The organism is Campylobacter pinnipediorum subsp. caledonicus, assembly GCF_002022005.1.
GTDB classification, from domain to species: Bacteria; Campylobacterota; Campylobacteria; order Campylobacterales; family Campylobacteraceae; genus Campylobacter_A; species Campylobacter_A caledonicus.
Map to the genome: position 1 here is coordinate 573,307 of NZ_CP017258.1, position 24,739 is coordinate 598,045.

Annotated in this window: 18 protein-coding genes, 2 tRNA genes and 3 rRNA genes; 13 read left to right on the forward strand and 10 right to left on the reverse strand. The window is 32.2% G+C overall.

Annotated features, from left to right (window positions below; all coding sequences use genetic code 11):
• The first annotated feature begins 536 nt into the window (after positions 1-536).
• Together CPIN18021_RS02995 and CPIN18021_RS03000 are read left to right on the forward strand one after the other, a co-directional pair.
• Complete coding sequence (locus tag CPIN18021_RS02995; RefSeq protein ID WP_078424374.1) at positions 537-1,856, forward strand: major outer membrane protein; 1,320 nt, start codon at positions 537-539, stop codon at positions 1,854-1,856.
• Positions 1,857-2,026: 170 nt separating this feature from the next.
• Entirely contained in the window at positions 2,027-2,584 is a 558-nt protein-coding gene (locus CPIN18021_RS03000; protein WP_078424375.1) for a c-type cytochrome, read from the forward strand.
• Between the two features lie 197 nt (positions 2,585-2,781).
• Here CPIN18021_RS03000 and CPIN18021_RS03005 read toward each other — a convergent pair whose 3' ends face one another.
• Positions 2,782-4,653: an aryl-sulfate sulfotransferase gene (locus tag CPIN18021_RS03005; protein WP_078422926.1), complete on the reverse strand. Its 1,872-nt coding sequence runs from the start codon at positions 4,651-4,653 to the stop codon at positions 2,782-2,784.
• A 299-nt stretch (positions 4,654-4,952) separates the two neighbouring features.
• Between CPIN18021_RS03005 and CPIN18021_RS03010 the strand changes: the two genes are divergently transcribed.
• The 7 genes from CPIN18021_RS03010 to CPIN18021_RS03040 all read left to right on the forward strand — a co-directional run bounded on the left by CPIN18021_RS03010 (position 4,953) and on the right by CPIN18021_RS03040 (position 11,072).
• Positions 4,953-5,612, forward strand: a complete 660-nt coding sequence (locus CPIN18021_RS03010; RefSeq protein WP_078422925.1) for a thiol:disulfide interchange protein DsbA/DsbL — start codon at positions 4,953-4,955, stop codon at positions 5,610-5,612.
• A 9-nt stretch (positions 5,613-5,621) separates the two neighbouring features.
• On the forward strand, positions 5,622-6,251 hold the full coding sequence (gene dsbI / locus CPIN18021_RS03015; protein ID WP_078423095.1) for a protein-disulfide oxidoreductase DsbI: 630 nt from the start codon (positions 5,622-5,624) through the stop codon (positions 6,249-6,251).
• Positions 6,252-6,315: 64 nt separating this feature from the next.
• Complete coding sequence (locus tag CPIN18021_RS03020; protein WP_089503386.1) at positions 6,316-7,977, forward strand: sensor histidine kinase; 1,662 nt, start codon at positions 6,316-6,318, stop codon at positions 7,975-7,977.
• Positions 7,977-8,654: a response regulator transcription factor gene (locus tag CPIN18021_RS03025; RefSeq protein WP_078424870.1), complete on the forward strand. Its 678-nt coding sequence runs from the start codon at positions 7,977-7,979 to the stop codon at positions 8,652-8,654. Before CPIN18021_RS03020 ends, CPIN18021_RS03025 begins: the two co-directional genes overlap by 1 nt.
• 611 nt (positions 8,655-9,265) lie before the next feature.
• Positions 9,266-10,778: ribosomal RNA gene (locus tag CPIN18021_RS03030) — 16S ribosomal RNA — on the forward strand.
• A gap of 136 nt (positions 10,779-10,914) precedes the next feature.
• Positions 10,915-10,990, forward strand: a tRNA-Ala gene (locus tag CPIN18021_RS03035).
• A 5-nt stretch (positions 10,991-10,995) separates the two neighbouring features.
• Positions 10,996-11,072: transfer RNA gene (locus CPIN18021_RS03040), tRNA-Ile, on the forward strand.
• Positions 11,073-11,537: 465 nt separating this feature from the next.
• Here the strand turns inward: CPIN18021_RS03040 and CPIN18021_RS03045 are convergent.
• The 5 genes from CPIN18021_RS03045 to CPIN18021_RS03065 all read right to left on the reverse strand — a co-directional run bounded on the left by CPIN18021_RS03045 (position 11,538) and on the right by CPIN18021_RS03065 (position 15,584).
• Positions 11,538-12,101 (reverse strand): cytochrome b family protein, encoded by a 564-nt coding sequence (locus CPIN18021_RS03045; protein WP_078423096.1) that lies wholly within the window; start codon positions 12,099-12,101, stop codon positions 11,538-11,540.
• A complete protein-coding gene (gene msrP, locus CPIN18021_RS03050; protein ID WP_078424376.1) occupies positions 12,101-13,027 on the reverse strand; it encodes a protein-methionine-sulfoxide reductase catalytic subunit MsrP in 927 nt (308 codons plus the stop codon). The genes CPIN18021_RS03045 and msrP overlap by 1 nt, the downstream gene beginning before the upstream one ends.
• A 76-nt stretch (positions 13,028-13,103) precedes the next feature.
• On the reverse strand, positions 13,104-13,823 hold the full coding sequence (locus tag CPIN18021_RS03055; RefSeq protein WP_089503407.1) for a methyltransferase domain-containing protein: 720 nt from the start codon (positions 13,821-13,823) through the stop codon (positions 13,104-13,106).
• Positions 13,811-14,437 (reverse strand): pimeloyl-ACP methyl esterase BioG family protein, encoded by a 627-nt coding sequence (locus CPIN18021_RS03060; protein ID WP_078423098.1) that lies wholly within the window; start codon positions 14,435-14,437, stop codon positions 13,811-13,813. The genes CPIN18021_RS03055 and CPIN18021_RS03060 overlap by 13 nt, the downstream gene beginning before the upstream one ends.
• On the reverse strand, positions 14,427-15,584 hold the full coding sequence (locus CPIN18021_RS03065; protein ID WP_078424871.1) for an aminotransferase class I/II-fold pyridoxal phosphate-dependent enzyme: 1,158 nt from the start codon (positions 15,582-15,584) through the stop codon (positions 14,427-14,429). Before CPIN18021_RS03065 ends, CPIN18021_RS03060 begins: the two co-directional genes overlap by 11 nt.
• 553 nt (positions 15,585-16,137) lie before the next feature.
• Between CPIN18021_RS03065 and CPIN18021_RS03070 the strand changes: the two genes are divergently transcribed.
• Positions 16,138-19,043, forward strand: a 23S ribosomal RNA gene (locus CPIN18021_RS03070).
• A gap of 147 nt (positions 19,044-19,190) precedes the next feature.
• A 5S ribosomal RNA gene (gene rrf, locus CPIN18021_RS03075) occupies positions 19,191-19,309 on the forward strand.
• Positions 19,310-20,235: 926 nt separating this feature from the next.
• On the opposite strand, the gene CPIN18021_RS08865 is transcribed toward rrf, so the two are convergent.
• The gene (locus CPIN18021_RS08865; protein ID WP_157886659.1) at positions 20,236-20,385 is read right to left on the reverse strand and encodes a hypothetical protein; all 150 of its coding nucleotides are present in this window, start codon (positions 20,383-20,385) and stop codon (positions 20,236-20,238) included.
• Positions 20,386-20,731: 346 nt separating this feature from the next.
• Here CPIN18021_RS08865 and CPIN18021_RS08870 point away from each other — a divergent pair, with 346 nt between their 5' ends.
• On the forward strand, positions 20,732-20,869 hold the full coding sequence (locus CPIN18021_RS08870; RefSeq protein ID WP_157886663.1) for a hypothetical protein: 138 nt from the start codon (positions 20,732-20,734) through the stop codon (positions 20,867-20,869).
• Between the two features lie 65 nt (positions 20,870-20,934).
• On the opposite strand, the gene CPIN18021_RS08875 is transcribed toward CPIN18021_RS08870, so the two are convergent.
• Genes CPIN18021_RS08875 through CPIN18021_RS03085 form a run of 3 tightly spaced genes read right to left on the reverse strand, consistent with a single transcriptional unit; the run spans position 20,935 to position 22,710 of the window.
• Positions 20,935-21,090, reverse strand: a complete 156-nt coding sequence (locus tag CPIN18021_RS08875; RefSeq protein ID WP_157886664.1) for a hypothetical protein — start codon at positions 21,088-21,090, stop codon at positions 20,935-20,937.
• A gap of 5 nt (positions 21,091-21,095) precedes the next feature.
• On the reverse strand, positions 21,096-21,884 hold the full coding sequence (gene flgG, locus CPIN18021_RS03080; RefSeq protein WP_078423099.1) for a flagellar basal-body rod protein FlgG: 789 nt from the start codon (positions 21,882-21,884) through the stop codon (positions 21,096-21,098).
• 19 nt (positions 21,885-21,903) lie between these two features.
• Complete coding sequence (locus CPIN18021_RS03085; protein ID WP_078424377.1) at positions 21,904-22,710, reverse strand: flagellar hook-basal body protein; 807 nt, start codon at positions 22,708-22,710, stop codon at positions 21,904-21,906.
• A gap of 158 nt (positions 22,711-22,868) precedes the next feature.
• Here CPIN18021_RS03085 and rpoD point away from each other — a divergent pair, with 158 nt between their 5' ends.
• Positions 22,869-24,734, forward strand: coding sequence for an RNA polymerase sigma factor RpoD (gene rpoD / locus CPIN18021_RS03090; protein WP_078423101.1), 1,866 nt, complete (start codon positions 22,869-22,871; stop codon positions 24,732-24,734).
• The last annotated feature ends 5 nt before the right edge of the window (positions 24,735-24,739 follow it).

The following is a 24,739-nucleotide window of genomic DNA, read 5'->3' on the forward strand; positions in this document are numbered from 1 at the left end:
ATTAGCGCATGAAAAAAGCTTATTTTTATGGCGTTGATGTATCAAAAGATACTTTGGATTTATGTTTTTTAATAAAATAATGATAACTAAAGCTAAGTATTAAAAGCTTGTTTTAATTTGATGATATCTTATATACAAATAACTATTATATGTCATTATAAGAAGCGTTAGCAGATTTAAAGATAGAATATTCAATCCCCAATCCTAATAAAACAACTCGTTTTTTAAAACATTTAATTTAGGCTAAATCAGATATATGTTAATCAAAAAGTTTTTTTAATGGCTATTGTTTTTTGATGTTAATATTTATATGTGATAGCTATTTTTTATGAAAATATTTCTTATCTTCTCTTTTGTATATAGCTTAAAATTAAATATTATTTTATTTTTTGTATTTAAAATGAGTGTATTTTGATAATTGCTAACTTTTGGTAATTTTCAGTAAACAATCGGTAATAAAATTATGAAATTTTATAATTATTTAAGCGTTAATTACTTAATATTACGAGATTACAATTTTTTAAAGGAGAACAATTATGAAACTAACAAAAATTAGTTTAGCAGCTTTGGTTGCATTAGGAACTTTTTCTGTAGCATCAGCTACCCCACTAGAAGAAGCTATAAAAGGTATAGATGTAAGTGGTAGCTTATTATATCGTTATGATAATGTTACAGAGAAAGAAACATCTAAAGATAATGGTAAGGCTAAAGAAGAAAAAGATTCTAAAGGAAAAGCTAAGCTTAATGCAGCGCTTAACTTCAGTGCAGCTTTGGCTGATGATTTCTTTGGTGTTTTATCTACTATATATACAAGCCAAGATCAATTAGGTCATACACTTGGTGCAACTGGACAATCAAAACCAGATGCTTATGATGTTTCTCATACAAGAAATCACTTTGAAATTCGCCAGTTTTACTTAGGATATAAAGCTGATAACACTACTATAACAGCTGGTAAACAAGAGTTAGGTACATTCTTTACAGATGATGCTGTTGGTACTGGTATTAGAGTTATTAACTCTGATATAGAGGGACTGACTCTTGCTGCAGTTGGATTTGGTGCTATAGAAAACCATAAAATAGAATCAGATGGTGAGCTTTGGTCGCAAGTTCGTCAATTAAATAAAGTAAAAAATGTCAAACAACCACCAGTAGATGCCTATGATATAGGAAACCTTTATGGTCTAGCTGCTATAGGTAGTTATGATCCAGTATCATTCCAATTATGGTATGCATCTTTAGAAAATGTAGCTGATTTATTTGCTGTTGAGTTAGCTAGCGATTTTGCTATAAGTGATGATCTTAGCTTTGGCTTAAAAGGTCAGTATGTAACTACAGATGCAGATGGTGAAATGAAAAAACAAGTTAAAGAATATAGTGATGGTGATTTTTATGCATTTGAAGCTACTACAGCACTTTATGGTGTTGATCTAAGTGCTGGTTATGTTGGTTGGAAGGTAAAGACTAATAATAAACAAGAAAAAGATAAAGCAAAAGATGGTGTAGCTTCATTTTCATTAGAAGATCAAGGCTCTTTGATAGATGCTGGTGAATACAATCACTATGATTATACTTGGTTAAGTGGTAAAGGTGGATTTTTCTTTGCTACAGCTGGATATAACTTTGATAAGTTCTTTGTTGGTGTTGATTATAAAAATGGTCAAAACAAATTTGCTGCTAAAGAGAGTGCAAAAGAAAAACATGAAGAGGTTGTAGGTAGATTGTCTTACAACTATAGCAAAAAACTTAAATTTACAACTTGGTATGCAGCAACTACTACCAAAAACGTAGGTGGCGATAAAGATAAGAAAGAAGATGGTACCGCTTATAGATTCCAAGCTAAATACTCATTCTAATAACCTGTTGTTATTATCTTGATATATCCCAAGTTAGGTTTATCCTGCTTGGGATTTTTAAATTTTACACACTTTATTTATCATCTTTATTTTACTAAATGCTTTTATATAATTGATTTTTTATGATATAATGATAACTTTAATAATTTTAATTTTATAAAAGGCAGAAAATGAAAATAATAAAAATTTTATCTTTGGCGTGCTGTTTAGGCTATTTTGCATTTGGTGCAAGCGAGGTTTATTATATAAAAGCTACAGGTGAGTTTGGAAAAAACCTTTCAGAAGTCGCAAAACAATATGCCAAAGATAATAATGCTAATATAGATATCTTTGTGGATGAAGACCCTAGAACTTATAAAGATACTAGAGTTTTAAAACTAGGTGTAAATAAAAGAGGGCATTATTCTACTTCTTTGGGTAAAGAACTTTATGAAAAGAACTGTATGTCTTGTCATGGTGAAGATATGCAAAAGCGTCCAAGTGGAGCAACTGCTCTTAAAAATATGAGCGCTGAGGACATAGAAGGTAGTGTTATATCCTATAGAACCGATAATGAATTTGGCGGTAGTAATAAAATACTTATGCGAGATGTGGCCAGAAAAATTTCAAATAGCGACCTTGGTGCTATAATACATTATATAAAAGGCGAAGATGCGTATTCAAGTGATATTGAATATGAAAATAAGCCAGTATCTACAGAAAAAAAACAAGGAAGCTATCTAAGATAGTTTTTTAAGCCATAGATTGTGAATTTATGGCTTTTTTTATTTTATTTTTTATACATAACTGCTTAATGATATTTTTTGAAAACATAGTTAAAATTTGCGTTTTTAGATAGGTTATAAAAATTTGTTTTTTGATATATTGTTTTAGATTACTATTGATTGGTGGTATATACGGCTATAAAATTATAGCCGTATTGAGGTTATTTATTTTTTTTATTAAAAGCTTTTTCAAGACTTAAAGGCATCGCTTGATAGCCTATACCAGTGCCTGTAAATTTAAGTTGAAATGATGGAGTCGTTGAGCCCCATTTAAATTCCAAAAGTTCAGGAGCAGGATCACCGACAGGCACACCTTTTGATAAATCAAATTGCATACCAGCAGTTGCTGAATAAACTACAATTGAATCCTTATCTTTTTGATATTCTGTTAAACTTGTAACAGCACTAAACCAATCGCTTCCTCTTTGTTTGCCGTATTCCCAAACTTGCTGTATAGTCATTTTATTTTGATCTATTTTATATACAACAGCACGAGAGTATTTCATGCTAGGAAGAGCTGGTTGCTCCATACCACGACTGTCTCCATTATCAAATACTGTAAGATAAACTATATCTTTATTTGACTTAGAATCAATCAAAAATGCAGTATGTTGTGTCCAAGTCCAGTCAAATCCACCATTTTCATTTAGATATCCTGGACATTTACTATACTCATCATCACAAACGATTTTTTTACCTTTGCTATCAACTGGTTGAAGTAATTTATCTTGGAATTCTTTCTTCCAACCCTTATGTGTACCAGCTATCCATTTTATTTTTTTATCTCTACCTATTTTTATAAAAGCATTTTGATGGCGGCTTGAGATAATAATAGAATCATCATTTTTGTCATAATCAACACTATTTACATGAGCCCAGTTTCTACCTATACCAGTTCCTGCTATATCACCAAACTTATCTTGTTTATCAAGTTTTGCAAGTTCTTGGGAGCTTGTAGTATGGCCTGCCTTAGAAGCATCAACATTTAAACAAACCGCACCTTGATCTAGAACCAAAATAGCATCGGCTCTATAAGGATCAAGTATCTCAAACAATCTCCAATCATCAACAACATTTCCATTTTGATCAACTTCAACAATTGTATCTCTAACTGTTCTTACATTTTTACCATCTGGTCTTTTTACATTAGATGTGCCAACTCTTAGAAAATAATCGCCATTTGAAGCATTTTTTAAAGAGTGAGAAAAGTCATTATATCCAAGTGGTAATTGACGATCAAAAATTTGTCTTCCCATCAAATCATACTTAACATATCTTTGTCCAAAACCCCAAGTTAAAGCACCATCTACATTTTGTCTAAAGCCCATTTGAATACCGGTTTTGTATATATTACCATAATCCAATAATTTGTCTGAATCAAAAAACCATCTTACCTCGCCTTTTGTATCAACAACGAATGAATTTGATGAATCATTCCACTCTAAAGCACCACCAGCTGGATTATTCCAAGTAGCTTGAGAGCTTCTTCCAGGAGCTTTTCCTGAAACATTATTTATAAGATAAAGTCTGTCTGCAAATTCTTTTGCGGCAGGAGTTACAACTTTTACAGTGCCAAATAAAGGTCCTTTTTGCATAGTAAGCCCTGATGGAGTTAAACCTATACCGCCTGTTGTTATTAAATACTGCTCAGTAACTGTTTCGTTTTTAAAGCCAATAGCTGCTTTTGTATAAGTAACTTCAACAGTATTTGTATATGATGGATAAAGACCAAATACAGGTATGCCACCATAAGTTTTTAGAGTTTGATTATCTACCTTATAACTAATAGTTTGTCCATCTTTTTTCGGAAGAATGGTTACTTGCACATCTGAAAGGATGTAGCCACCATTCATAATTATAGCTGTTAGTGGGGCATATCCATAAGGATTTAACTTAATAGCGCCTATTTTACCTTGTACTTGATAGTCATTTTTTGGTCCGCTTGGTCCGCCTATGGCAAATGCAGTTGTGCTAAGTCCGCCTATAAGCATTGCAGCAACTAAGGCTGATGAAATAATACTTTTTGATTTCATTGATCTACTCCTTATTGATTTAAAATATTAAATACAAAAATTATTTTTTATATTTAATAAATTTATATATTTAAATAATTCTATAAAAATAAAATAACAAATAAATCACGCAAATATTAAAACAGCATTAATTAAATATACAAATACACTAAATTATATAGCTAGTTTAAATTTATATATTACTGAGTAATTTTTAAATAAACAATATATTTAATCTTAAATTTATACTAGCGTTATTTTTTTGGAAGTTGGTTTGTATAAAATTACATTATCAAATTTTTATTATAAGGAGTTTTATTATGAAATCTTTATTTGCTAAGACAACTAAACTTTTGTCAGCTGTTGCTATCTTTGGTGCTTTAAGTGCAAATGCTTTTACAGAAGGAAAGGACTACATGAAACTAGAAAATCCTCTACCTGTAGAAAACAATACACTAACAAAAGTATTTAGTTATGCTTGCCCATTTTGTTATAAATATGATAAAAGTGTAACACCAAAAGTTGTTGAAAAAGTTGCTGGTTTAAAGTATGTTCCATTTCATCTAAAAACAAAGGGTGATTATGGTGAGGCTGGAAGCAAAATATTAGCTATTTTAGCTGTTAAAGATATGAAAAATGGCACTAGTCTTTTAGATGAAAAATCACTATTTAAAAAAGCTAAATTTGCATACTATAAAGCCTATCATGACAAAAAAGAGAGATGGGATGCTGGTAAGAATGAAGCAGCTTTTTTAAAAACAGGTCTTGATGCTGTTGGTATGAGCATGGATGAATACAATAAAGAGTTACAAACTCCAGAAGTTCAAGACTTACTTAAAAAATGGGATGCTGCCTATGATGTAGCTAAAATTCAAGGTGTTCCAGCATTTGTTGTAAATGGTAAATATCTAATCTATACAAGCAGTATCAAATCAATAGATGGTTTTGCACAACTTATAGAAGAACTATTAAAAAAATAGGCTTTAAAAATGAATATAGTACAAAAAATATCATCTTGGCAATATACTAGATACCCTTGGATATTGTTGATAATTGTAAGTGCTGGGCTAGTAGTTTTAGCCCACTCTTTCTTTCAGCACTATCTTTATATGCCTCCTTGTGAGCAATGTGTATATATAAGATTTGCATTTTTATGTATGACTCTTGGTGGGATATTAGCTACAATAAACCCTAAGAAAAATTATTTTATACTACCTGGGTATGCTTTTGCTTTTTGGGGTGCAATACAAGGAATTATGTATAGTGTAAAGCTTGCTAGAATACATGCGGCAGCACATAGCGATGATCCTTTTGGTGTTCAAGGTTGTTCAACAGATCCAACATATCCATTTAACTTACCACTTCACATATGGGCTCCTGATTGGTTTTTACCTACTGGGGATTGTGGATTTGAGAACTCTGTAATACCAGATGGAGTTACTTTAAATAGCATTCAAGAATACTTCATAAACTTATATCAAGATGGCTGGTATTTGATACCTTCACAACACTTTATGTCTATGGCAGATAGTACTTTACTTGGCTTTGTTGTTTGTTTTATTGTATTATTAGTATTATTTACTAGTAAAATCATAACAACAGTTAAAAATCCAAAATAATAAAAAGGTCTATTGTTAGACCTTTTTTGGTATAGTTGTTTTTATATTTCAAAAAGGAATATGAGTGCATTTTTTAAATGAGAAAAATTTAAAATTTTATACCATAATAATTATTTTAAGCATGTTGGTTGTATTTCTTGGGGTAAATATGTACAACAATGCAAAATACCAGATAACAACACTTTTAAACAAAAATTCGCAAACAACAAGTCAAAATATAGTTGAAGTATTTCATTTTTGGCTAAATGAAAGGATAAATTTACTTTCTTCGGCTTCTAAATTCATAGAAGCATCTAATGTTCTTCAAGATGAAGAAAAAATCAAAAAATTTACAAAAATATTTTTAAAAGGTTCGGCAAGTGGTTTTGATCTTATACAAATTTTAAATAAAGATGGAGAACTTTATATAAACGGCGAAAAAATTATAAATGAGCATGAAAGAAAAACAAGACTAAATTTAATATGGTATTTAGACACCAAAGAAAATCTAAAACCAACTGTGAATTTTATGCCAACTCATACAATTTTAAAAGAAAAAACACTAAATATATGTGTTCCAAACTATAAAAACAATAAATTTGAAGCCGCTATTTGCGGGATTGTAAGACTAGAAAGTCTTTTTAAAAATATAAATAATTTCAAACTTCAACCAAATTCTTACTCTTTTATAGTAACACATAGTGGTGAAATTTTAACCAAAATAAATGATTTGAATTTAAAAAATAAAATTCAAAATAAATTTAAAAGTATATTTTTGATAGATGAAGATATAACAAGCTTGCAAGTAGATTCAAATTTTATATCTATTTCAGAAATTCCTTCACTAAACTGGTATATAGGAGCTGGGACAAACAATAAAGAAGAGATAAATAAACTTTTATCAACAATAACCAAAAATGCCATACTTGTTCTTTTTGCCTTTATATTACTAGCGGCTTTGGCAAATTTTTTACATAATTTAATGTATGAAAAAATTAAAAAAAGCAAGGATGAATATGAGCTTTTGCTTTCGCATAAAGCCAAAATGAGCGAAGCAGGAGAGCTACTAACTGGGATAAATCACCAATTTATCCAGCCTGTAAATTCATTAAATTTAATGATTTCAACCCTATTAATGTTAAAAAAAGAGGGTAATTTGGAAGATGGGGTTTTAGAGAGTATGCTGAGCAAAGGACAAAAATCAATCGTTCTTTTAAATAATACTATTGAAATTTTTAGAAATTTTTATAAAACCACAGAAAATATCAGTGAGTTTAGTATAAAGCAAAGCATTCAAAATCTTCTGACACTAATGCATACGGAACTAGCAAGAGCAAATGTTCATATTGTTTTGGATATAAAAGATGATAAACAAGTAAACCAAATAGAAAATATAATCCAGCAAATACTGCTTATACTTATTCACAATGCAAAAGATGCTTTAGTGGACAAGTTTAAAAATGACATACAAAAGAGAAAGATAACTATATCGGTAAAATTTAGCAACTTAAAGTGTTATATAAAAGTTAGTGAATTTGGTAGCGGCATAAATGAAATAATGATAGGTAAAATTTTTTCACAGCCAAAAACAACTAAAAAATACGGAAATGGTATAGGACTTTACTTTGGCAAAAAGCTAGCAAATGAAAAAATTAATGGAGATATCAAACTTATAAAAAATGCAGAACCTACAGAATTTGAACTAAGTTTTGATATAAATTTAAAAAGCAAAAAGGAAAACTTATGATAAATGAATCTCTAAAATTATTAAAAGATATATCAGTATTGATAGTAGAAGATGATGATATGTCAAGAGAGCTTTTGGTAAGTGGTTTGAAACCTTATTGCAACAATGTTTATGGAGCAAAAGATGGGCTTGAAGGAATAGAAAGTTTTAAAAAATACCAAGCAAATATTGTTATAACAGATATTCATATGCCTATAATGAATGGTCTAGAAATGATGAAAGAAATTTCTAAAATAAAACCTTATCAAAAATTTATAGTCTTCACATCTTTTGATACTGATATGAATTTAATAAAAAGCATACAACAAGGTGCTGCTCTTTTTTTAAAAAAACCAATAGACATAAAAGAGTTAAGATCTATGATAATAGCCTTAACTTATGAAAAATACCAAAAACTCACAAAAATAAACGATCAGATAAGTATAAATTTAGAAAAAGAAAAGATATTTAAAAATGGAGAAGAAATTTACCTATCTTATCTTCAAAACAAATTCTTTTGGTTATTTGCTTATAATCTAAATAAACTAGTTAGCTATGAGATGATAGAAGAATTTGTATATGATAATGAGTATGTAAGTAAAGGTGCTATTCAAAACACCATACTAAGATTAAAAAGAGAGCTTGGTATAAAGCTAAAAAATGTATCAGAAACAGGATATATATTAACTTGTGATTAGTATTTTTTTGCACAGCAAAATAGATAGTTTATAAAAAATAATTTTAATGATTTGTTGTTTGAAGTTTAAGTATTTTTTTGTTAAACCAATTAAGGCTTTAGTGATTATATGTTTTTTGTATAAATTATGGTGTCACTAAATATAATAATAGCTATAAATATCTAAATTATTGTTTTTTCTTGCCATTTATATATTAAAATATGAACATAATAAACCTAAAACACCCATCCCTCTTCACACAACAATCATCAACCCATATACACCCATATTAAACATAGCCATAATTTCTATTATTTTCCATACTTTTATATAAAACCAACCCCAATCTCACCCAAATTCAAATTATTTAAAATATTATTTTATATTTAAGTAGCATTTAAGCATTACTCTTATATAATTCCAGCTCACGATTTGAGAAACCACCTTTAACTTTTAGTTAATAAAGCTTTTCTTTTTAAATATCGTTGTTCTGTTAAATTATAAATGTTAAACTATTAGTCAATCTTTGAAATCTAAACAAGTGATCGATTGAGCCAGTCTATATTGTTTATAGACTTAAAACTGATTAACAAAAAAATTAAAGTTTTTTAGATTAAAAACTTCATATAAATTATATGGAGAGTTTGATCCTGGCTCAGAGTGAACGCTGGCGGCGTGCCTAATACATGCAAGTCGAACGGAGATTAATTAAGCTTGCTTTTTTAATCTTAGTGGCGCACGGGTGAGTAATGTATAGCTAATCTGCCCCTTACAAGAGGACAACAGTTAGAAATGACTGCTAATACTCTATACTCCTTCCAAACATAAGTTTGGTCGGGAAAGTTTTTCGGTAAGGGATGAGGCTATATTGTATCAGCTAGTTGGTAAGGTAATGGCTTACCAAGGCTATGACGCATAACTGGTCTGAGAGGATGATCAGTCACACTGGAACTGAGACACGGTCCAGACTCCTACGGGAGGCAGCAGTAGGGAATATTGCTCAATGGGGGAAACCCTGAAGCAGCAACGCCGCGTGGAGGATGACACTTTTCGGAGCGTAAACTCCTTTTGTTAGGGAAGAACCATGACGGTACCTAACGAATAAGCACCGGCTAACTCCGTGCCAGCAGCCGCGGTAATACGGGGGGTGCAAGCGTTACTCGGAATCACTGGGCGTAAAGGACGCGTAGGCGGATTATCAAGTCTTTTGTGAAATCCTATGGCTTAACCATAGAACTGCTTGGGAAACTGATAATCTAGAGTGAGGGAGAGGCAGATGGAATTGGTGGTGTAGGGGTAAAATCCGTAGAGATCACCAGGAATACCCATTGCGAAGGCGATCTGCTGGAACTCAACTGACGCTAAGGCGTGAAAGCGTGGGGAGCAAACAGGATTAGATACCCTGGTAGTCCACGCCCTAAACGATGTATACTAGTTGTTGCTTTGCTAGTCAAGGCAGTAATGCACCTAACGGATTAAGTATACCGCCTGGGGAGTACGGTCGCAAGATTAAAACTCAAAGGAATAGACGGGGACCCGCACAAGCGGTGGAGCATGTGGTTTAATTCGAAGATACGCGAAGAACCTTACCCGGACTTGATATCTAACAAATCATCCAGAGATGGAAGAGTGTCTGCTTGCAGAAATGTTAAGACAGGTGCTGCACGGCTGTCGTCAGCTCGTGTCGTGAGATGTTGGGTTAAGTCCCGCAACGAGCGCAACCCACGTCATTAGTTGCTAACGCTTAGGGCGAGCACTCTAATGAGACTGCCTTCGTAAGGAGGAGGAAGGTGTGGACGACGTCAAGTCATCATGGCCCTTATGTCCGGGGCGACACACGTGCTACAATGGCATATACAATGAGAAGCAATATCGCGAGATGGAGCAAATCTATAAAATATGTCCCAGTTCGGATTGGAGTCTGCAACTCGACTCCATGAAGCCGGAATCGCTAGTAATCGTAGATCAGCCATGCTACGGTGAATACGTTCCCGGGTCTTGTACTCACCGCCCGTCACACCATGGGAGTTGATTTCACTCGAAGTCGGAATGCTAAACTAGCTACCGCCCACAGTGGAATCAGCGACTGGGGTGAAGTCGTAACAAGGTAACCGTAGGAGAACCTGCGGTTGGATCACCTCCTTTCTAGAGTACAATGTATATTCTCTCACAAGATATACATCAAAGGAAAATATCTCAATCAATCCTTGTTTAGTTTTGAAAGATTGACAGCTAATAATTAAATATATTTTATTTCTATTAGTATTTAGAAATTAATATTGGGGAATTAGCTCAGCTGGGAGAGCGCCTGCTTTGCACGCAGGAGGTCAGCGGTTCGATCCCGCTATTCTCCACCATTTAAGGGCCTATAGCTCAGCTGGTTAGAGTGCACCCCTGATAAGGGTGAGGTCACAAGTTCAAGTCTTGTTAGGCCCACCATTAATATAGTTTAACAAAATACTCTTTTTAATTATTCTATATACTTTTTATCATTGTTTCTTGTATTAATATTTTATGTCTATACTTTTGTATGTCATATAATTTTGACAATAGTTTGTTTAAGATAAAAAACAAGCTTATGTATTTTTTGGTATTTATCTTTTAAATATTTTGGAATTTGGGTTAAATAAATATAATGCTAATAGTTAATAAAACATGTTTGAATTAAATTTTTTAAATCTAGATAGATAAAAATTACATTTTTGATTGTCTTTCTTTGAAATACCCTAAAAATAATTAAAGATATAAGTAAAATACGAAATAAAATAAATGTTTTATAGTAATAAAGAGGCATTTAAATACCTCTTTGAAGATTTAAATGTAAAGTTATTTTATTTATTTTGATTTTTGAATAAAATAACCACAAAATAATTGTAATAGTATCTATAAAAGTTTATTTTTAAATTATTCTTTAAATAAACATCTTGGATATATAAAATTTATTTTTTTATAGTTTAATACTATTAATCCAAGAGAGCAAGTTACTAAAAAATATTCTACAAATCCTGGTGATTTTGCTGAGCTAAAAACATGCATACTTCCAAAAAGTATGGCAAGATAAACTAATATTCTTCTAGTTTTACGATATTTTTGAAATTTATTTATACTAAATATGCCTGTAATAATTAAAACTAATGCCGAGATTAAACCTAGCCAAATAAATTTATTTCTTCCAAGCTCTCTTATAATTTCTAAAAACATTAACTCTTTATCTAGTACTATATAAGAATATAAATGAGCTATAATAAAAATAATAGAACTAAGCCCTAAAGCTCTTGCGTATTTATGAAGATTAAACTTACTAAGTACTATACAAAAAAATATTATTCCTAAAGCTATGTAACCAGTATATGAATAAAGCTTATCTAATGGATCAGCAGTGCTTAAAGCCATATTTATAGCAATAGTTAAAACTATTGCGTTTGCAATAAGAGATGATATAAATATTGTTATAAATTTTAGTTTCATTAAAAAAACTTCTCCAAATCCATACCATCATATAAACTTGCCACTTCATCGTAGCCATTAAACATTAGAGTCTTCTCTCGCTTAAAGCTTCCAAGCACTCGCTCATTTGCTTGAGACCATCTTGGATGATCTACGTTCGGATTTACATTTGCATAAAAGCCGTATTCGTTAGGTGCTAGTTGTTCCCAAGTTGTTTTTGGTTCCTCTTTTACAAACTCTATTTTTGCTATGGATTTTATGCTCTTAAAACCATATTTCCAAGGCACAACAAGTCTTAATGGTGCTCCATTTGCTCCGCCAAGTGGCTTGTCATACATTCCAAGTGCTATTAATGTAAGCGGGTGCATAGCTTCATCTATTCTAAGACCTTCTACATAAGGATATGGTATATTTGAAAATCTTGATTTTTGATCTGGAAATTTATTTGGATCAAAAAGAGTTGTAAATTTTATAAATTTTGCATCGCTTGTTGGTTGTGCTAATTTTATAAGCTCTCTTAGTTCAAATCCAACCCAAGGTACTACCATGCCCCAAGCCTCAACGCATCTAAATCGATAAACTCTTTTTTGTAGTTTAAATTTAAGCAAATCATTGATGTTTAAATTCATAGGTCTTTCACACTCTCCATCTACACTTACCATCCATTCATCTGTGTTTAAATCTTTTGCTTGATTGGCAGCTGCTGTTTTGTTTGTGCTAAACTCATAAAAATTTACATAGCTGCTTGCATTTTCATAAGAAGTTATTTTTCTTCCAGTATCATTGTTTGCTTCCAAGCTAATAATATTTTGAAATATCTCTTTTTCATCTTGTTGTACAAGACCTAATTCATTAGCTTTTGCATTTATGGCGGTTAGACTCGCCATGGCGCCAAGTTTTAAAAACTCCCTGCGCTTATTAAAAAATTTTTCATCTGTTATTTGCATTTTTATTCCTTAATATTTTTTGCCAATTATATAGATAAAATATTAATAAATTATTTATACTATAAAATAAAAATTATTATATTTTGCAAGTTATTTTTTTTGCAATGATATAAACAGACTCGTATGTCAGGGTGTTTTTAAATTCATTCTCGCATTTTGCTAATATGCTTTTACTAAGATATATATTCCCTAAACTATTTACACCACTATTTTTTAGGTGCCTAAAAAGTTCTATTGGGCTATTAAATTTAAGCTCATGTAGTTCGCTTTTTATTTTTACATCTTTATAGCTTTTGCATAAGCTTTGCAGTTCATCTACATCAAGATAACTAAGACCAAAACCTGTAAGATCATATACTTGTTTTAAATTTTCTTTACCAAATGTGCTTATTGCTAAAATCCCATTTTCTTTTAGATGATCGCTAAGCAAAGGAAGTATTTTTCTAGCATCCAACCATTGCAAGCAAGCGTTTGAAATTATTAAATCAAATTTACTAATATCACTAAAATCTGATATTTTATTCATATCTATAGTTTTGAAATTTACATTTTTATCTTTATAATATACACCATAATCATTTATATCGCTACTTAAATATTTATCATATCCTATATGTTTGCGAATTATTTTACCAAGCTCGTCTTGTCCTGAGCCAAATTCCCAGATTCTACTATAATGTGATTTTTTTTGTGCTAATAATTCTTTAAGTAGCCTTTCTCGCATAATCTTTTGAATTTTAGCTTCTTTTTCATAAGTATCTTTTGCCTTTAAAAAATTATTTGCTACTTTATCCAAAACTCATCCCAACTCTTAAAATTATTAAATACAAAATGTCCAGATTTTATGGTGCTTAGTTTTTCTTTGAAAAATTTTTGCATTGCTGTAAGTGGAAATATTTTATCATTAACTCCTGCTAATGCCTTTTGCCAATTTGTATTTATAGGTTCATTTTGACATAAATCAAATAAATATTTTAACTCTTTTTTATAATCCCTTTGTAAATTTATCTCCAAGTCTTTAGCACTCATATTTTTTATAAATTCTTTTGGTTCAAAACTTTCTATACTTCGCTTAAAAATCGCACTATGTATCCCGTAAACTCTATCAATCCCATGTGGTGTGCCACCTACTGCTAGGTTGAAAATTATTTTTTGTTTATTGTTTAGCAATAAATCAAAATCAATCCTTGATGCTACTCCAACCCCCATACTAAAACCAATTATTTGTATTTTTGCGTATTTTGATAGCAAATCTTTTGGAAAATTTAGATTTTCATATTCATATATGATGACAATATCAAACTCATCACTCATTTTTAAATGTGAAAAATGGTTTGGTTCACTTGCAAATCCTGTAAAGAATAATAATAAATTTTCTGAATTATTTTGTACTAAATATTTAAATTTCATAACAAACCACCTCTATAAGTTTGTTTAAGTCTTGCAATTTTATTAATGAGTTTAATGAAATTCTGATACGAGAACTATTTGGAGCGACAGTAGGTGGCCTTATTGCTGGAGCATAGTATCCGTTTTGTTCTAGCTTTTTTGCAAGTTTTGTTGCTATTTGGCTACTTTTTGTGATTATGCTTATTATGTGTGCATCGCCTATTGCATTTATTTTGTTGCCAGTTAAAATCGATTTAAAATCATAACCTAGTTTTATTAACTCTTTTCTTTGAGCGTTCATACCTTCTATTTTTTTGAATATAAAATGAGTATAAGCGACATTTATCTGTGGTAATGCTGTTGAGTATATAAGACTTCTTGCTTTGTTTATAAAAAAGTCTTTAAAATTTTGTTCACAAAGCAAGGTTGCACCTATGCTTGCTACCGCTTTTCCAAATGTAAATACCACAAAATCAACTTCTTTAGCAAATCCACTAGCTTTTACTAGCCCAAGCCCATTCTCGCCACAAGCTCCAACGCTATGGGCTTCATCTATATATAGTAAGATATTTTCATATTTTTGTTTTAGATTTACTAGACTTACTATATCTGCAAAATCTCCGTCCATGCTAAAAAGAGCTTCTGTTAAAACTATAATATATTTAAACTCATTTTGGTTTTTTTGTATCAACTCTTCTAAGTGATTTAAATCGTTATGCCTATATCTTTTAAAGTTAGCACCGCCTTGTTTTAAACCATCATACATACTAGCGTGTGCTTGTCTGTCTATTAAAAAAAGTATATTTTTTATCCCACTAAGTGCTGCTATTACTCCTACGTTTAGATGGTACCCACTGTTAAATAATAAGGCTTTTTTATTGTTTTGGTATGAGTTTTGTAAATATTGTTCTAATTTTTCAAATTCGTTATGATTGCCACTAAGACTTCTAGAGCTAGATGCGCTAAATTTTAAAGGCGCGCCTAACGTGCTTTTTATAAATTCATCATCAAACATCTGTGTAGATGCTATGCCAAGGTAATCATTGCTCGCTAAATTTAATAGTTTGTTTTTATTTTTTATTATATTTAAGCCATTAGTTTTTATATTTTGTAGTTCTCGTTTTTGAAAATTATTTTCTAACTCTTCTAAGATATTGTTAATTTCTATCACTACGCGTCCTTGAAATTTTATACTACTTAAAATTTATTCTATCATTATACATTTTAAACCACTATTATACATGGAAATTACTATTAGCTCTCTCCAAATTCCAACAAACTAAAATATTTTTATTTTTTTTACAATATTAAGCTCATATTAAGCATTGCTCTTATATAATTCCAGCTCACGATTTGAGAAACGGAGTTTATCTCCTTGAGAATATAAGTCAATATTTTATTTTTAAACAAATCGTTGTTCTTTTAATTACAATTGTTAAGAGTCACAAGCAAGTTTTAATAAAAACAATTTTACAGGACTTGTTAAAGATTTAAATATCTAATCTCTTGTATATAAATACAGAAGTTTAACATCACAAGATATTATAGAGTTAAAACTTATCTATATTATCTGTTAATGCTTTCCGTCTTGGGGATTATGTGTTTAGATTTAGTAACTACATATATTTATGTATAACAGTTACCTTTAACAAGGAAGTGATGCGAATTAGAATATAACAAAAAATATACTAACAACTTATTATGTATTAATAGGTAAAAAAAGGTAAGCTACTAAGAGTAAATGGTGGATGCCTTGGCTAGTAGAGGCGATGAAGGACGTGCCAGGCTGCGATAAGACTCGGGGAGCCGTCAAGGGGCTTTGATCCGGGTATTTCCGAATGGGGCAACCCAACTGATAGCGATGTCAGTTACCATATAATGGAGCAAACGTTGGGAATTGAAACATCTTAGTACCAACAGGAAGAGAAATCAAAAGAGATTACGCTAGTAGCGGCGAGCGAACGCGTAAGAGGGCAAACCACTAGTTTACTAGTGGGGTTGTAGGACTGCAACATAGACTAAACAAAGCTAATAGAATAACCTGGAAAGGTTAAGCGTAGAGGGTGATACTCCCGTATATGAAAGCAATGTTTTACTTAGCAGTATCCTGAGTAGGGCGGAACACGTGATATTCTGTCTGAAGCTGGGTAGACCACTATCCAACCCTAAATACTACTACTAGACCGATAGCGAACAAGTACCGTGAGGGAAAGGTGAAAAGAACTGAGGTGATCAGAGTGAAATAGAACCTGAAACCATTTACTTACAATCATTCAGAGCCCTATGATTTATCAGGGTGATGGACTGCCTTTTGCATAATGAGCCTGCGAGTTGTGATGTCTGGCGAGGTTAAGGAAACCCGGAGCCGTAGCGAAAGCGAGTCTTAATAGGGCGATTAGTCAGATGTTGCAGACCCGAAACGATGTGATCTATCCATGAGCAGGTTGAAACTGGTGTAAGAGCCAGTGGAGGACCGAACCCGCTAGCGTTGAAAAGCTATGGGATGACTTGTGGATAGGGGTGAAAGGCCAATCAAACATCGTGATAGCTGGTTCTCTCCGAAATATATTTAGGTATAGCGTTGTGTCGTAACACTAGGGGGTAGAGCACTGAATGGGCTAGGGCATACACCAATGTACCAAACCCTATCAAACTCCGAATACCTAGTGTGTAATCACAGCAGTCAGGCGGCGAGTGATAAAATCCGTCGTCGAGAGGGGAACAACCCAGACTAACAGCTAAGGTCCCTAAATCTCATTTAAGTGGAAAACGATGTGAAGTTACTGTAACAACCAGGAGGTTGGCTTAGAAGCAGCCATCCTTTAAAGAAAGCGTAATAGCTCACTGGTCTAGTGATTTTGCGCGGAAAATATAACGGGGCTAAAATGAGTACCGAAGCTTTAGACTTAGTTTTACTAAGTGGTAGGAGAGCGTTCTATTCAGCGTTGAAGGTGTACCGGTAAGGAGCGCTGGAGCGGATAGAAGTGAGCATGCAGGCATGAGTAGCGATAATTGGGGTGAGAATCCCCAACGCCGTAAACCCAAGGTTTCCTACGCGATGCTCGTCATCGTAGGGTTAGCCGGGTCCTAAGCAAAGTCCGAAAGGGGTATGCGATGGAAAATTGGTTAATATTCCAATGCCAACATTATTGTGCGATGGAAGGACGCTTAGAGTTAAAGGAGCCAGCGGATGGAAGTGCTGGTCGAAAGGTGTAGGTTAAGATCTAGGAAAATCCGGATCTTTTTAAGCCGAGACCCCACAGGCAGACAACATTCTTCGGAATCGAGTCTGAATCCTTGATACTGTCGAGCCAAGAAAAGTTTCTAAGTTTAGATAATGTTGCCCGTACCGTAAACCGACACAGGTGGGTGGGATGAGTATTCTAAGGCGCGTGGAAGAACTCTCTTCAAGGAACTCTGCAAAATAGCACCGTATCTTCGGTATAAGGTGTGCCTAACTTTGTTAAGGATTTACTCCGTAAGCATTGAAGGTTACAACAAAGAGTCCCTCCCGACTGTTTACCAAAAACACAGCACTCTGCTAACTCGTAAGAGGATGTATAGGGTGTGACGCCTGCCCGGTGCTCGAAGGTTAATTGATGATGTTAGCTCTGCGAAGCATTTGATCGAAGCCCGAGTAAACGGCGGCCGTAACTATAACGGTCCTAAGGTAGCGAAATTCCTTGTCGGTTAAATACCGACCTGCATGAATGGCGTAACGAGATGGGAGCTGTCTCGAAGAGGGATCCAGTGAAATTGTAGTGGAGGTGAAAATTCCTCCTACCCGCGGCAAGACGGAAAGACCCCGTGGACCTTTACTACAGCTTGACACTGCTATTGGGATAAAGATGTGCAGGATAGGTGGGAGGCTTTGAGTATATGACGCCAGTTGTATATGAGCCATTGTTGAGATACCACTCTTCTTTATTCTGATAGCTAACTGGCATGAGTTATCCTCATGCAGGACAATGTCTGGTGGGTAGTTTGACTGGGGCGGTCGCCTCCCAAAATGTAACGGAGGCTTACAAAGGTTGGCTCAGAACGGTTGGAAATCGTTCGTAGAGTATAAAGGTATAAGCCAGCTTAACTGCAAGACGTACATGTCAAGCAGGGACGAAAGTCGGTCTTAGTGATCCGGTGGTTCTGTGTGGAAGGGCCATCGCTCAAAGGATAAAAGGTACCCCGGGGATAACAGGCTGATCTCCCCCAAGAGCTCACATCGACGGGGAGGTTTGGCACCTCGATGTCGGCTCATCGCATCCTGGGGCTGGAGCAGGTCCCAAGGGTATGGCTGTTCGCCATTTAAAGCGGTACGCGAGCTGGGTTCAGAACGTCGTGAGACAGTTCGGTCCCTATCTGCCGTGGGCGTAAGAAGATTGAGGAGAGTTGACCCTAGTACGAGAGGACCGGGTTGAACGAACCACTGGTGTACGAGTTGTCCTGCCAAGGGCATCGCTCGGTAGCTACGTTCGGATGTGATAAGAGCTGAAAGCATCTAAGCTCGAAGCCAACTCCAAGATGAATCTTCTTTTAAGAGCTCTAGTAGACTACTAGTTTGATAGGCTGGGTGTGTAATTGATGAAAGTCATTTAGCTGACCAGTACTAATAGCTCGTTTGCTTATCTTTTTAAGCATCACTTCCTTGTTAAGGGTAAAACCTTATACAAGAAAAGATTGTTTAATAAAACAAGCTTTACTCTTAACGATATAATTTAACACAAACAGTGTTAAATAAGAGATTACACAAATAATCACTAATCTTTTATTTAACACTGCTCGTGGCTATACAGACGAGGAAACGCCTTGCTCCATCTCGAACCAAGAAGCTAAGCTCGTCCTGGCTGATGATACTCTCTCTTACTGAGATGTTGGGAAAGTAAGTCGCTGCGAGCTTTGTTTATTCTTTCTTTTTATAAATCCAATTAATATTATTTATTATATATCTTTATTTCTTATTCTTTTTTATGTTTTTTTATTTAATAAATTTAAAATATTTTTTATTCTTTTATGTTATTGTGTTTTACTTGGTTGTGATTAATATACAAGTGGTATATTTTATTGATTGTGGATAATTGTTTTTTATTCTTTTTTATTTTAATCATTTAAATTCTTGTTGTTTAATAGCTAGATGGTAGGTTTTTTATAAATTGAGGATATAGTTTATGAGGAATTTTAACAGCTCAATTAGCACAGAATTTAATCTAAAAGGTTATGATTATGATCCATATAAAAATAATTAGGAATAAATTTATTAGAATATAATAATTATAAAAATGTGCTAACAAAATAAAAGAGTGAGCAGATAAATCAAATTTACAAAGATACAAAAAACAAAACTACTTAAATAAACAAACTCTTCCTTGATGGACATATAAACAAAATAGAAATTTTACAATCACTAATCAACTCATCAAACAAATCATATTATAAAGTCACAAGCAAATAATATAAAAGCAACTGTAATTGTGTGATACTCTTACAGTATTTATAATAAGTTCTTTTATTTAAACAATATAAAAAAGATTAATTAGCTGTGAGTATACGAAGTACTTATTTGCTGAAAGGTAAATTAGCGATTACTCTTGTTTCGTTTTTTGTTAAAAATCTTAGTAAGTTTATCAATACTTTACTCATATAATACTGCTATATTTATAGATAAGTACAGTTGAATGCTTTATAAAAGTGTTATTTGATAATGTAGAATCTTTAATAGGCATTATAAAAAATTTATAGTGAATTGATTCATGTTCTTTTTTGTTGATAAATTTATTTATCTATTTATTTGTCTTTTATAAATATGTATATTCACTAAAGATAATTTATTTAACTTTTATGAAGAAAAAGGATTGGTATGGTGTTTTAAACAAAGAGTTAAAAACATAAATATTTGATGCTTTTAGTAATTCACTAAATTTAGATTTGCTTACACAAAACTCATCCATAACTTCAATATTTGGTAACTCAAGCATCTCACTCTTTAGTAAATTTAAATCCTTTTTTTGTAGTTTTAAATATATTATCAAATGCTTATCGCGAGTTTAAAAATCATAAATACGAGTATTCAAGTTAATAATAAAAGATAAAGTTAGAATGATTTTAAAAATGCAGTCGTAAAATAACTTCAGAAAAAGAAGAATTTGAAAATACATACAAAATAAAGATATAAGAATTAACAAATAAATGTATATATCAACAATTATTAACTATCTATAAAAAATAATTTGAGAAAAAAGAACATCGTTTTAAATTTACTATAGAACTTTATTCTGATAATTCAGTGTATTATGGCATTAGTAAAATAGTTGATTGTAAAAATTGGATGGTGATTTTGCAAAAGAAACAACAGAAAGTTTAAATTACAAAATAATCGCAGATATAATATTAAGTATAAAAAATGAAAATTATAAGGATAAAGTAAATAAAAACATACAAAAATATCTAAAAAATGGATAATTTAACACTATTAGATCAAATACCAAATGCTTATTTAGTATTTGATTTTTCAATAAAAAATTAAATCATTTAAACCCATAACTATCTTTTAGCCTTTTAAGATTTTCATTTCTTATATCTCTAGTATCAACTTTATTATCTGAATTATTTTCATAAAAATAAAATATATCAACTATCCAAAGGACAACTATAAAACTAATAATAACAAAAAAATATATCATTTTATCTACCTTTTAAGTCCATTTACGATTTCAAGCATAGAGTCACTTGTTGTAATTGCCTTCGAGTTTGCCTCATAAGCACGCTGTCCTGTTATAAGGTCAGTCATCTCCTCAACAAGCTGAACGTTACTCATCTCAACAAAGCCTTGTCTTATCGTACCAAGTCCATCTAACCCAGCTGTTCCAACTACAACATTTCCACTAGCACTAGTTTGCAAATAGTTGTTATCACCCATAGAGTGAAGTCCGGCTGGATTTATAAAATTTGCGAGTTCTATTTGCCCTATCTGATTTGTTTCTTGTTCTCCAGCTTGTAAAACAGATATCGTTCCATCGGTGCCTATTGAAATTTGAGTAGCATTAGCTGGTATTGTGATTTGTGGTATTAGTTGATATCCATCTGAGTTTACAACAGTTCCATTAGCATCAAGTTTAAAAGCGCCATTTCTAGTATAAGCAGTAGTTCCATCAGGTAGCTGAACTTGAAAAAATCCATCACCAGCAATAACCATGTCAAGATTATTACCTGTCTCTTTAAAATAACCCTGAGAGAAAATTTTATTTATAGCAGTAGGTCTAACACCAAGACCAACTTCTATGCCAGTAGGACTTGTTGTTGTCTGGCTTGTAGCTGTTCCAGCATATTCCATAGTTTGATACATCAAATCAGCAAATTCGGCTCTGTTTTTCTTATATCCGTAAGTATTAACATTTGCGATGTTATGAGAAGTAACATCTATTTGAGTTTGCTGAGCTATCATTCCTGTAGCTGCAGTATAAAGAGATCTCATCATAGTTTTATCCTTTTGTTATTTAAGCTTTTACTGCACCAAGTTTTGTAACAGCATCTTGATTTAGATCGTTCATATGGGTATTCATAACCTTTTGATACATATCAACCATTCTTTGAGTTTCTATAAGCCCGACCATCTCCGTGACTGGATTTACATTTGACATCTGAGTATATCCTTGCAAGAGACTACCGGCATCATCTACATCTCTTAACTCATCTAAATTTTTCAGTTCAAACAAATTAGCCCCAATTTTTTCTAAGTTTCTAATCTCTTTTGGTTGTGCGATAAAAAACTTAGCAAAAGCCTTACTGTTTGAGTATAAATTTCCATTTTTGTCAGATGTTATTCGTGTCCCCTGAGGTGTTTGAATACCTCTTTCATTTTGTTCTTGATAATTACTAGGTAAAACACGAAAACCATCTTTATTTACTATAAAACCCTCACTATCTAGTGTAAAGGCTCCATTTTTTGTCAATTTAGCACCATTTGGAGTTTGAACTAAAAAAAACAAATCCTCTCTTTTTAAAGCAAAATCAAATGTATTTAGGCTATGTTTTAATCCACCTGAGCTAAAATCAGTATATTGCTCACTTACCTGAGGAACTCTATCAATAGTTCGATTTAGATACTTTGCGGCATCCCTTGTATGATTTTTTAGTGGTAATTCATCTTGAGTTTGTTTAAAAATTCTTTCAAAATCACCTATAACAACATCATCTCTTTTAAAACCTATTGTATTTACATTTGCTAGATTATTTGATATTACATTTAATCTATTAAATTGTGCAACCATCGCTCCGGTTGCCTGATAATAACCATTTTGCATGTTTGTCCTAAATCCAAAATAATATTTAAAAATCAGCTAAAGCAAATAACGTTCCATATTTAAATTTATATACTTTTAATAAAATTTCGGTATAATCCATAACTTTTTATCATATAAATTAATGATATTTAACCAGTGAAATACTAGAAAGGAATTTAATGAGTTCTGCAAAAGAGGCATTTTCACAAATAGAAGAGCTTTTTGCCGAAAACGCAAAAGGTTTTATAACTTATGAAAAACTTGTAAAATTATTTGACAAAGCACCAACAGCTACTATAGTTAAGAAAATAGAAGCTTTAATGAACAAAAACAAAACTCAACTTTTAACAGCAGCTGAAGTTGCTAAAATGAAAAATTTAGCAGATGCTAAAAAGAGAAAAAAAGAGGCTGAAGAAGCTCAAGAAGAAAATATAGATGATGATTTTGATCTAGCTAATGACTCAGACTATCTTGAATGGTCAAGGTCTGATAGCCCTGTAAGAATGTATCTTAGAGAGATGGGTCAAATATCTCTTTTAACCAAAGATGAAGAGGTAGAAATAAGCAAAAAGATAGAACTTGGGGAAGATATTATCATAGATGCTTTTTGTTCTGTCCCGTTTTTGATTGATTTTATACTTGATTATAAAGAGCCACTTATAAATAGAGAGCGTCGTGTAAAAGAGCTATTTAAAAGCTTTGAAGAAGATAGTGATAGTGATGATGACAACGATGATGACAACGATGATGATTCAAGTGATTTAGATGATAACAATAGTGAAACCCCAGCATCTAAAAAAGTTGCAAAAAACGACAAAAGAGCATTAAAAGTAATAGAAAGTTTTAAGGCATTAGAAAAAGCAAAAAAAGAGTGGTTAAAAACTGCAAATAAACAAGGTGAAATAGACAAAGATGATATATTTGCAAATATAAATATAGCTTTTAAAAAGAAAATTTTAAAAGATAAACTTATGGATCTAGGTCCAACAAGCAAACTTATAAGCGAAATAGTAAAATCAATGGAAACTGCGCTAAAAAGCGATGATGAATTTGATAGAGAGCTTAAGCGTTTAGAATATCGTCTTCCTATGTTTAGCGATGAGCTTAAGAAAAATCACAAAGGAATTTTAAAAGATATCTTAAAACTCAGCAAAGATGACATAATAGCAAGAGTTCCTGAAGCTACTATGGTTTCTACCTATGTTGAGATCAAAAAACTTTTCCAAACAAAAGAGGCCAGTAAACAAGGGTTTAACCTAGAACCAGCAAAATTAAAATCAGTCTTAGAGCAAATAAAGCGTGGTAAAAAGATATCTGATGAGGCAAAAACAAGAATGGCTAAATCAAACCTAAGACTTGTTGTAAGTATTGCAAAAAGATATACAAATCGTGGATTGCCATTTTTGGATTTGATTCAAGAGGGAAATATAGGCCTTATGAAAGCTGTTGATAAGTTTGAATATAGAAAAGGCTATAAATTTTCAACATATGCAACTTGGTGGATAAGACAGGCTATAAGTAGAGCAATAGCCGATCAAGCAAGAACAATAAGAATACCTATCCATATGATAGAAACTATAAATCGTATAAATAAAATCAACAGAAAATACCTACAAGAAGAAGGCAAAGAACCTGATGTAAGCGTTATCGCAAAAGAGGTAGGGCTTAGTGTAGATAAAGTGAAACAAGTTATAAAAATAACAAAAGAGCCTATCAGTCTTGAAGCACCTATTGCAAATGAAGATGATGGTAAATTCGGGGATTTTGTTGAGGATAAAAACTCATTAAGCCCAATGGAACATATCCTTAAAAATGACCTTAGAGAACAAATAGATGATGTTTTATCTCAACTTAACGATAGAGAAAAAGCTGTTATTTGTATGAGATTTGGACTTTTAGATGATGAAAGTGATAGAACGCTTGAAGAGATAGGAAAAGCTTTAAATGTAACAAGAGAGAGAGTTCGTCAGATAGAAAGCTCAGCTATAAAAAAACTAAAACATCCTAAAGTTGGAAGAAAACTCAAAAACTATATAGAGGGTTGAAAAGT

Bases quoted from the DNA above. Each gene is read 5' to 3' on its own strand.
- CPIN18021_RS08865 (WP_157886659.1), bottom strand. From the start codon at position 20,385: ATGCTTGAGTTACCAAATATTGAAGTTATGGATGAGTTTTGTGTAAGC.
- CPIN18021_RS03005 (WP_078422926.1), bottom strand. From the start codon at position 4,653: ATGAAATCAAAAAGTATTATTTCATCAGCCTTAGTTGCTGCAATGCTT.
- CPIN18021_RS03010 (WP_078422925.1), top strand. From the start codon at position 4,953: ATGAAATCTTTATTTGCTAAGACAACTAAACTTTTGTCAGCTGTTGCT.
- CPIN18021_RS08875 (WP_157886664.1), bottom strand. From the start codon at position 21,090: ATGATATATTTTTTTGTTATTATTAGTTTTATAGTTGTCCTTTGGATA.
- CPIN18021_RS03085 (WP_078424377.1), bottom strand. From the start codon at position 22,710: ATGCAAAATGGTTATTATCAGGCAACCGGAGCGATGGTTGCACAATTT.
- flgG (WP_078423099.1), bottom strand. From the start codon at position 21,884: ATGATGAGATCTCTTTATACTGCAGCTACAGGAATGATAGCTCAGCAA.
- rpoD (WP_078423101.1), top strand. From the start codon at position 22,869: ATGAGTTCTGCAAAAGAGGCATTTTCACAAATAGAAGAGCTTTTTGCC.
- CPIN18021_RS03060 (WP_078423098.1), bottom strand. From the start codon at position 14,437: ATGAAATTTAAATATTTAGTACAAAATAATTCAGAAAATTTATTATTA.
- CPIN18021_RS03045 (WP_078423096.1), bottom strand. From the start codon at position 12,101: ATGAAACTAAAATTTATAACAATATTTATATCATCTCTTATTGCAAAC.
- CPIN18021_RS03000 (WP_078424375.1), top strand. From the start codon at position 2,027: ATGAAAATAATAAAAATTTTATCTTTGGCGTGCTGTTTAGGCTATTTT.
- msrP (WP_078424376.1), bottom strand. From the start codon at position 13,027: ATGCAAATAACAGATGAAAAATTTTTTAATAAGCGCAGGGAGTTTTTA.
- dsbI (WP_078423095.1), top strand. From the start codon at position 5,622: ATGAATATAGTACAAAAAATATCATCTTGGCAATATACTAGATACCCT.
- CPIN18021_RS02995 (WP_078424374.1), top strand. From the start codon at position 537: ATGAAACTAACAAAAATTAGTTTAGCAGCTTTGGTTGCATTAGGAACT.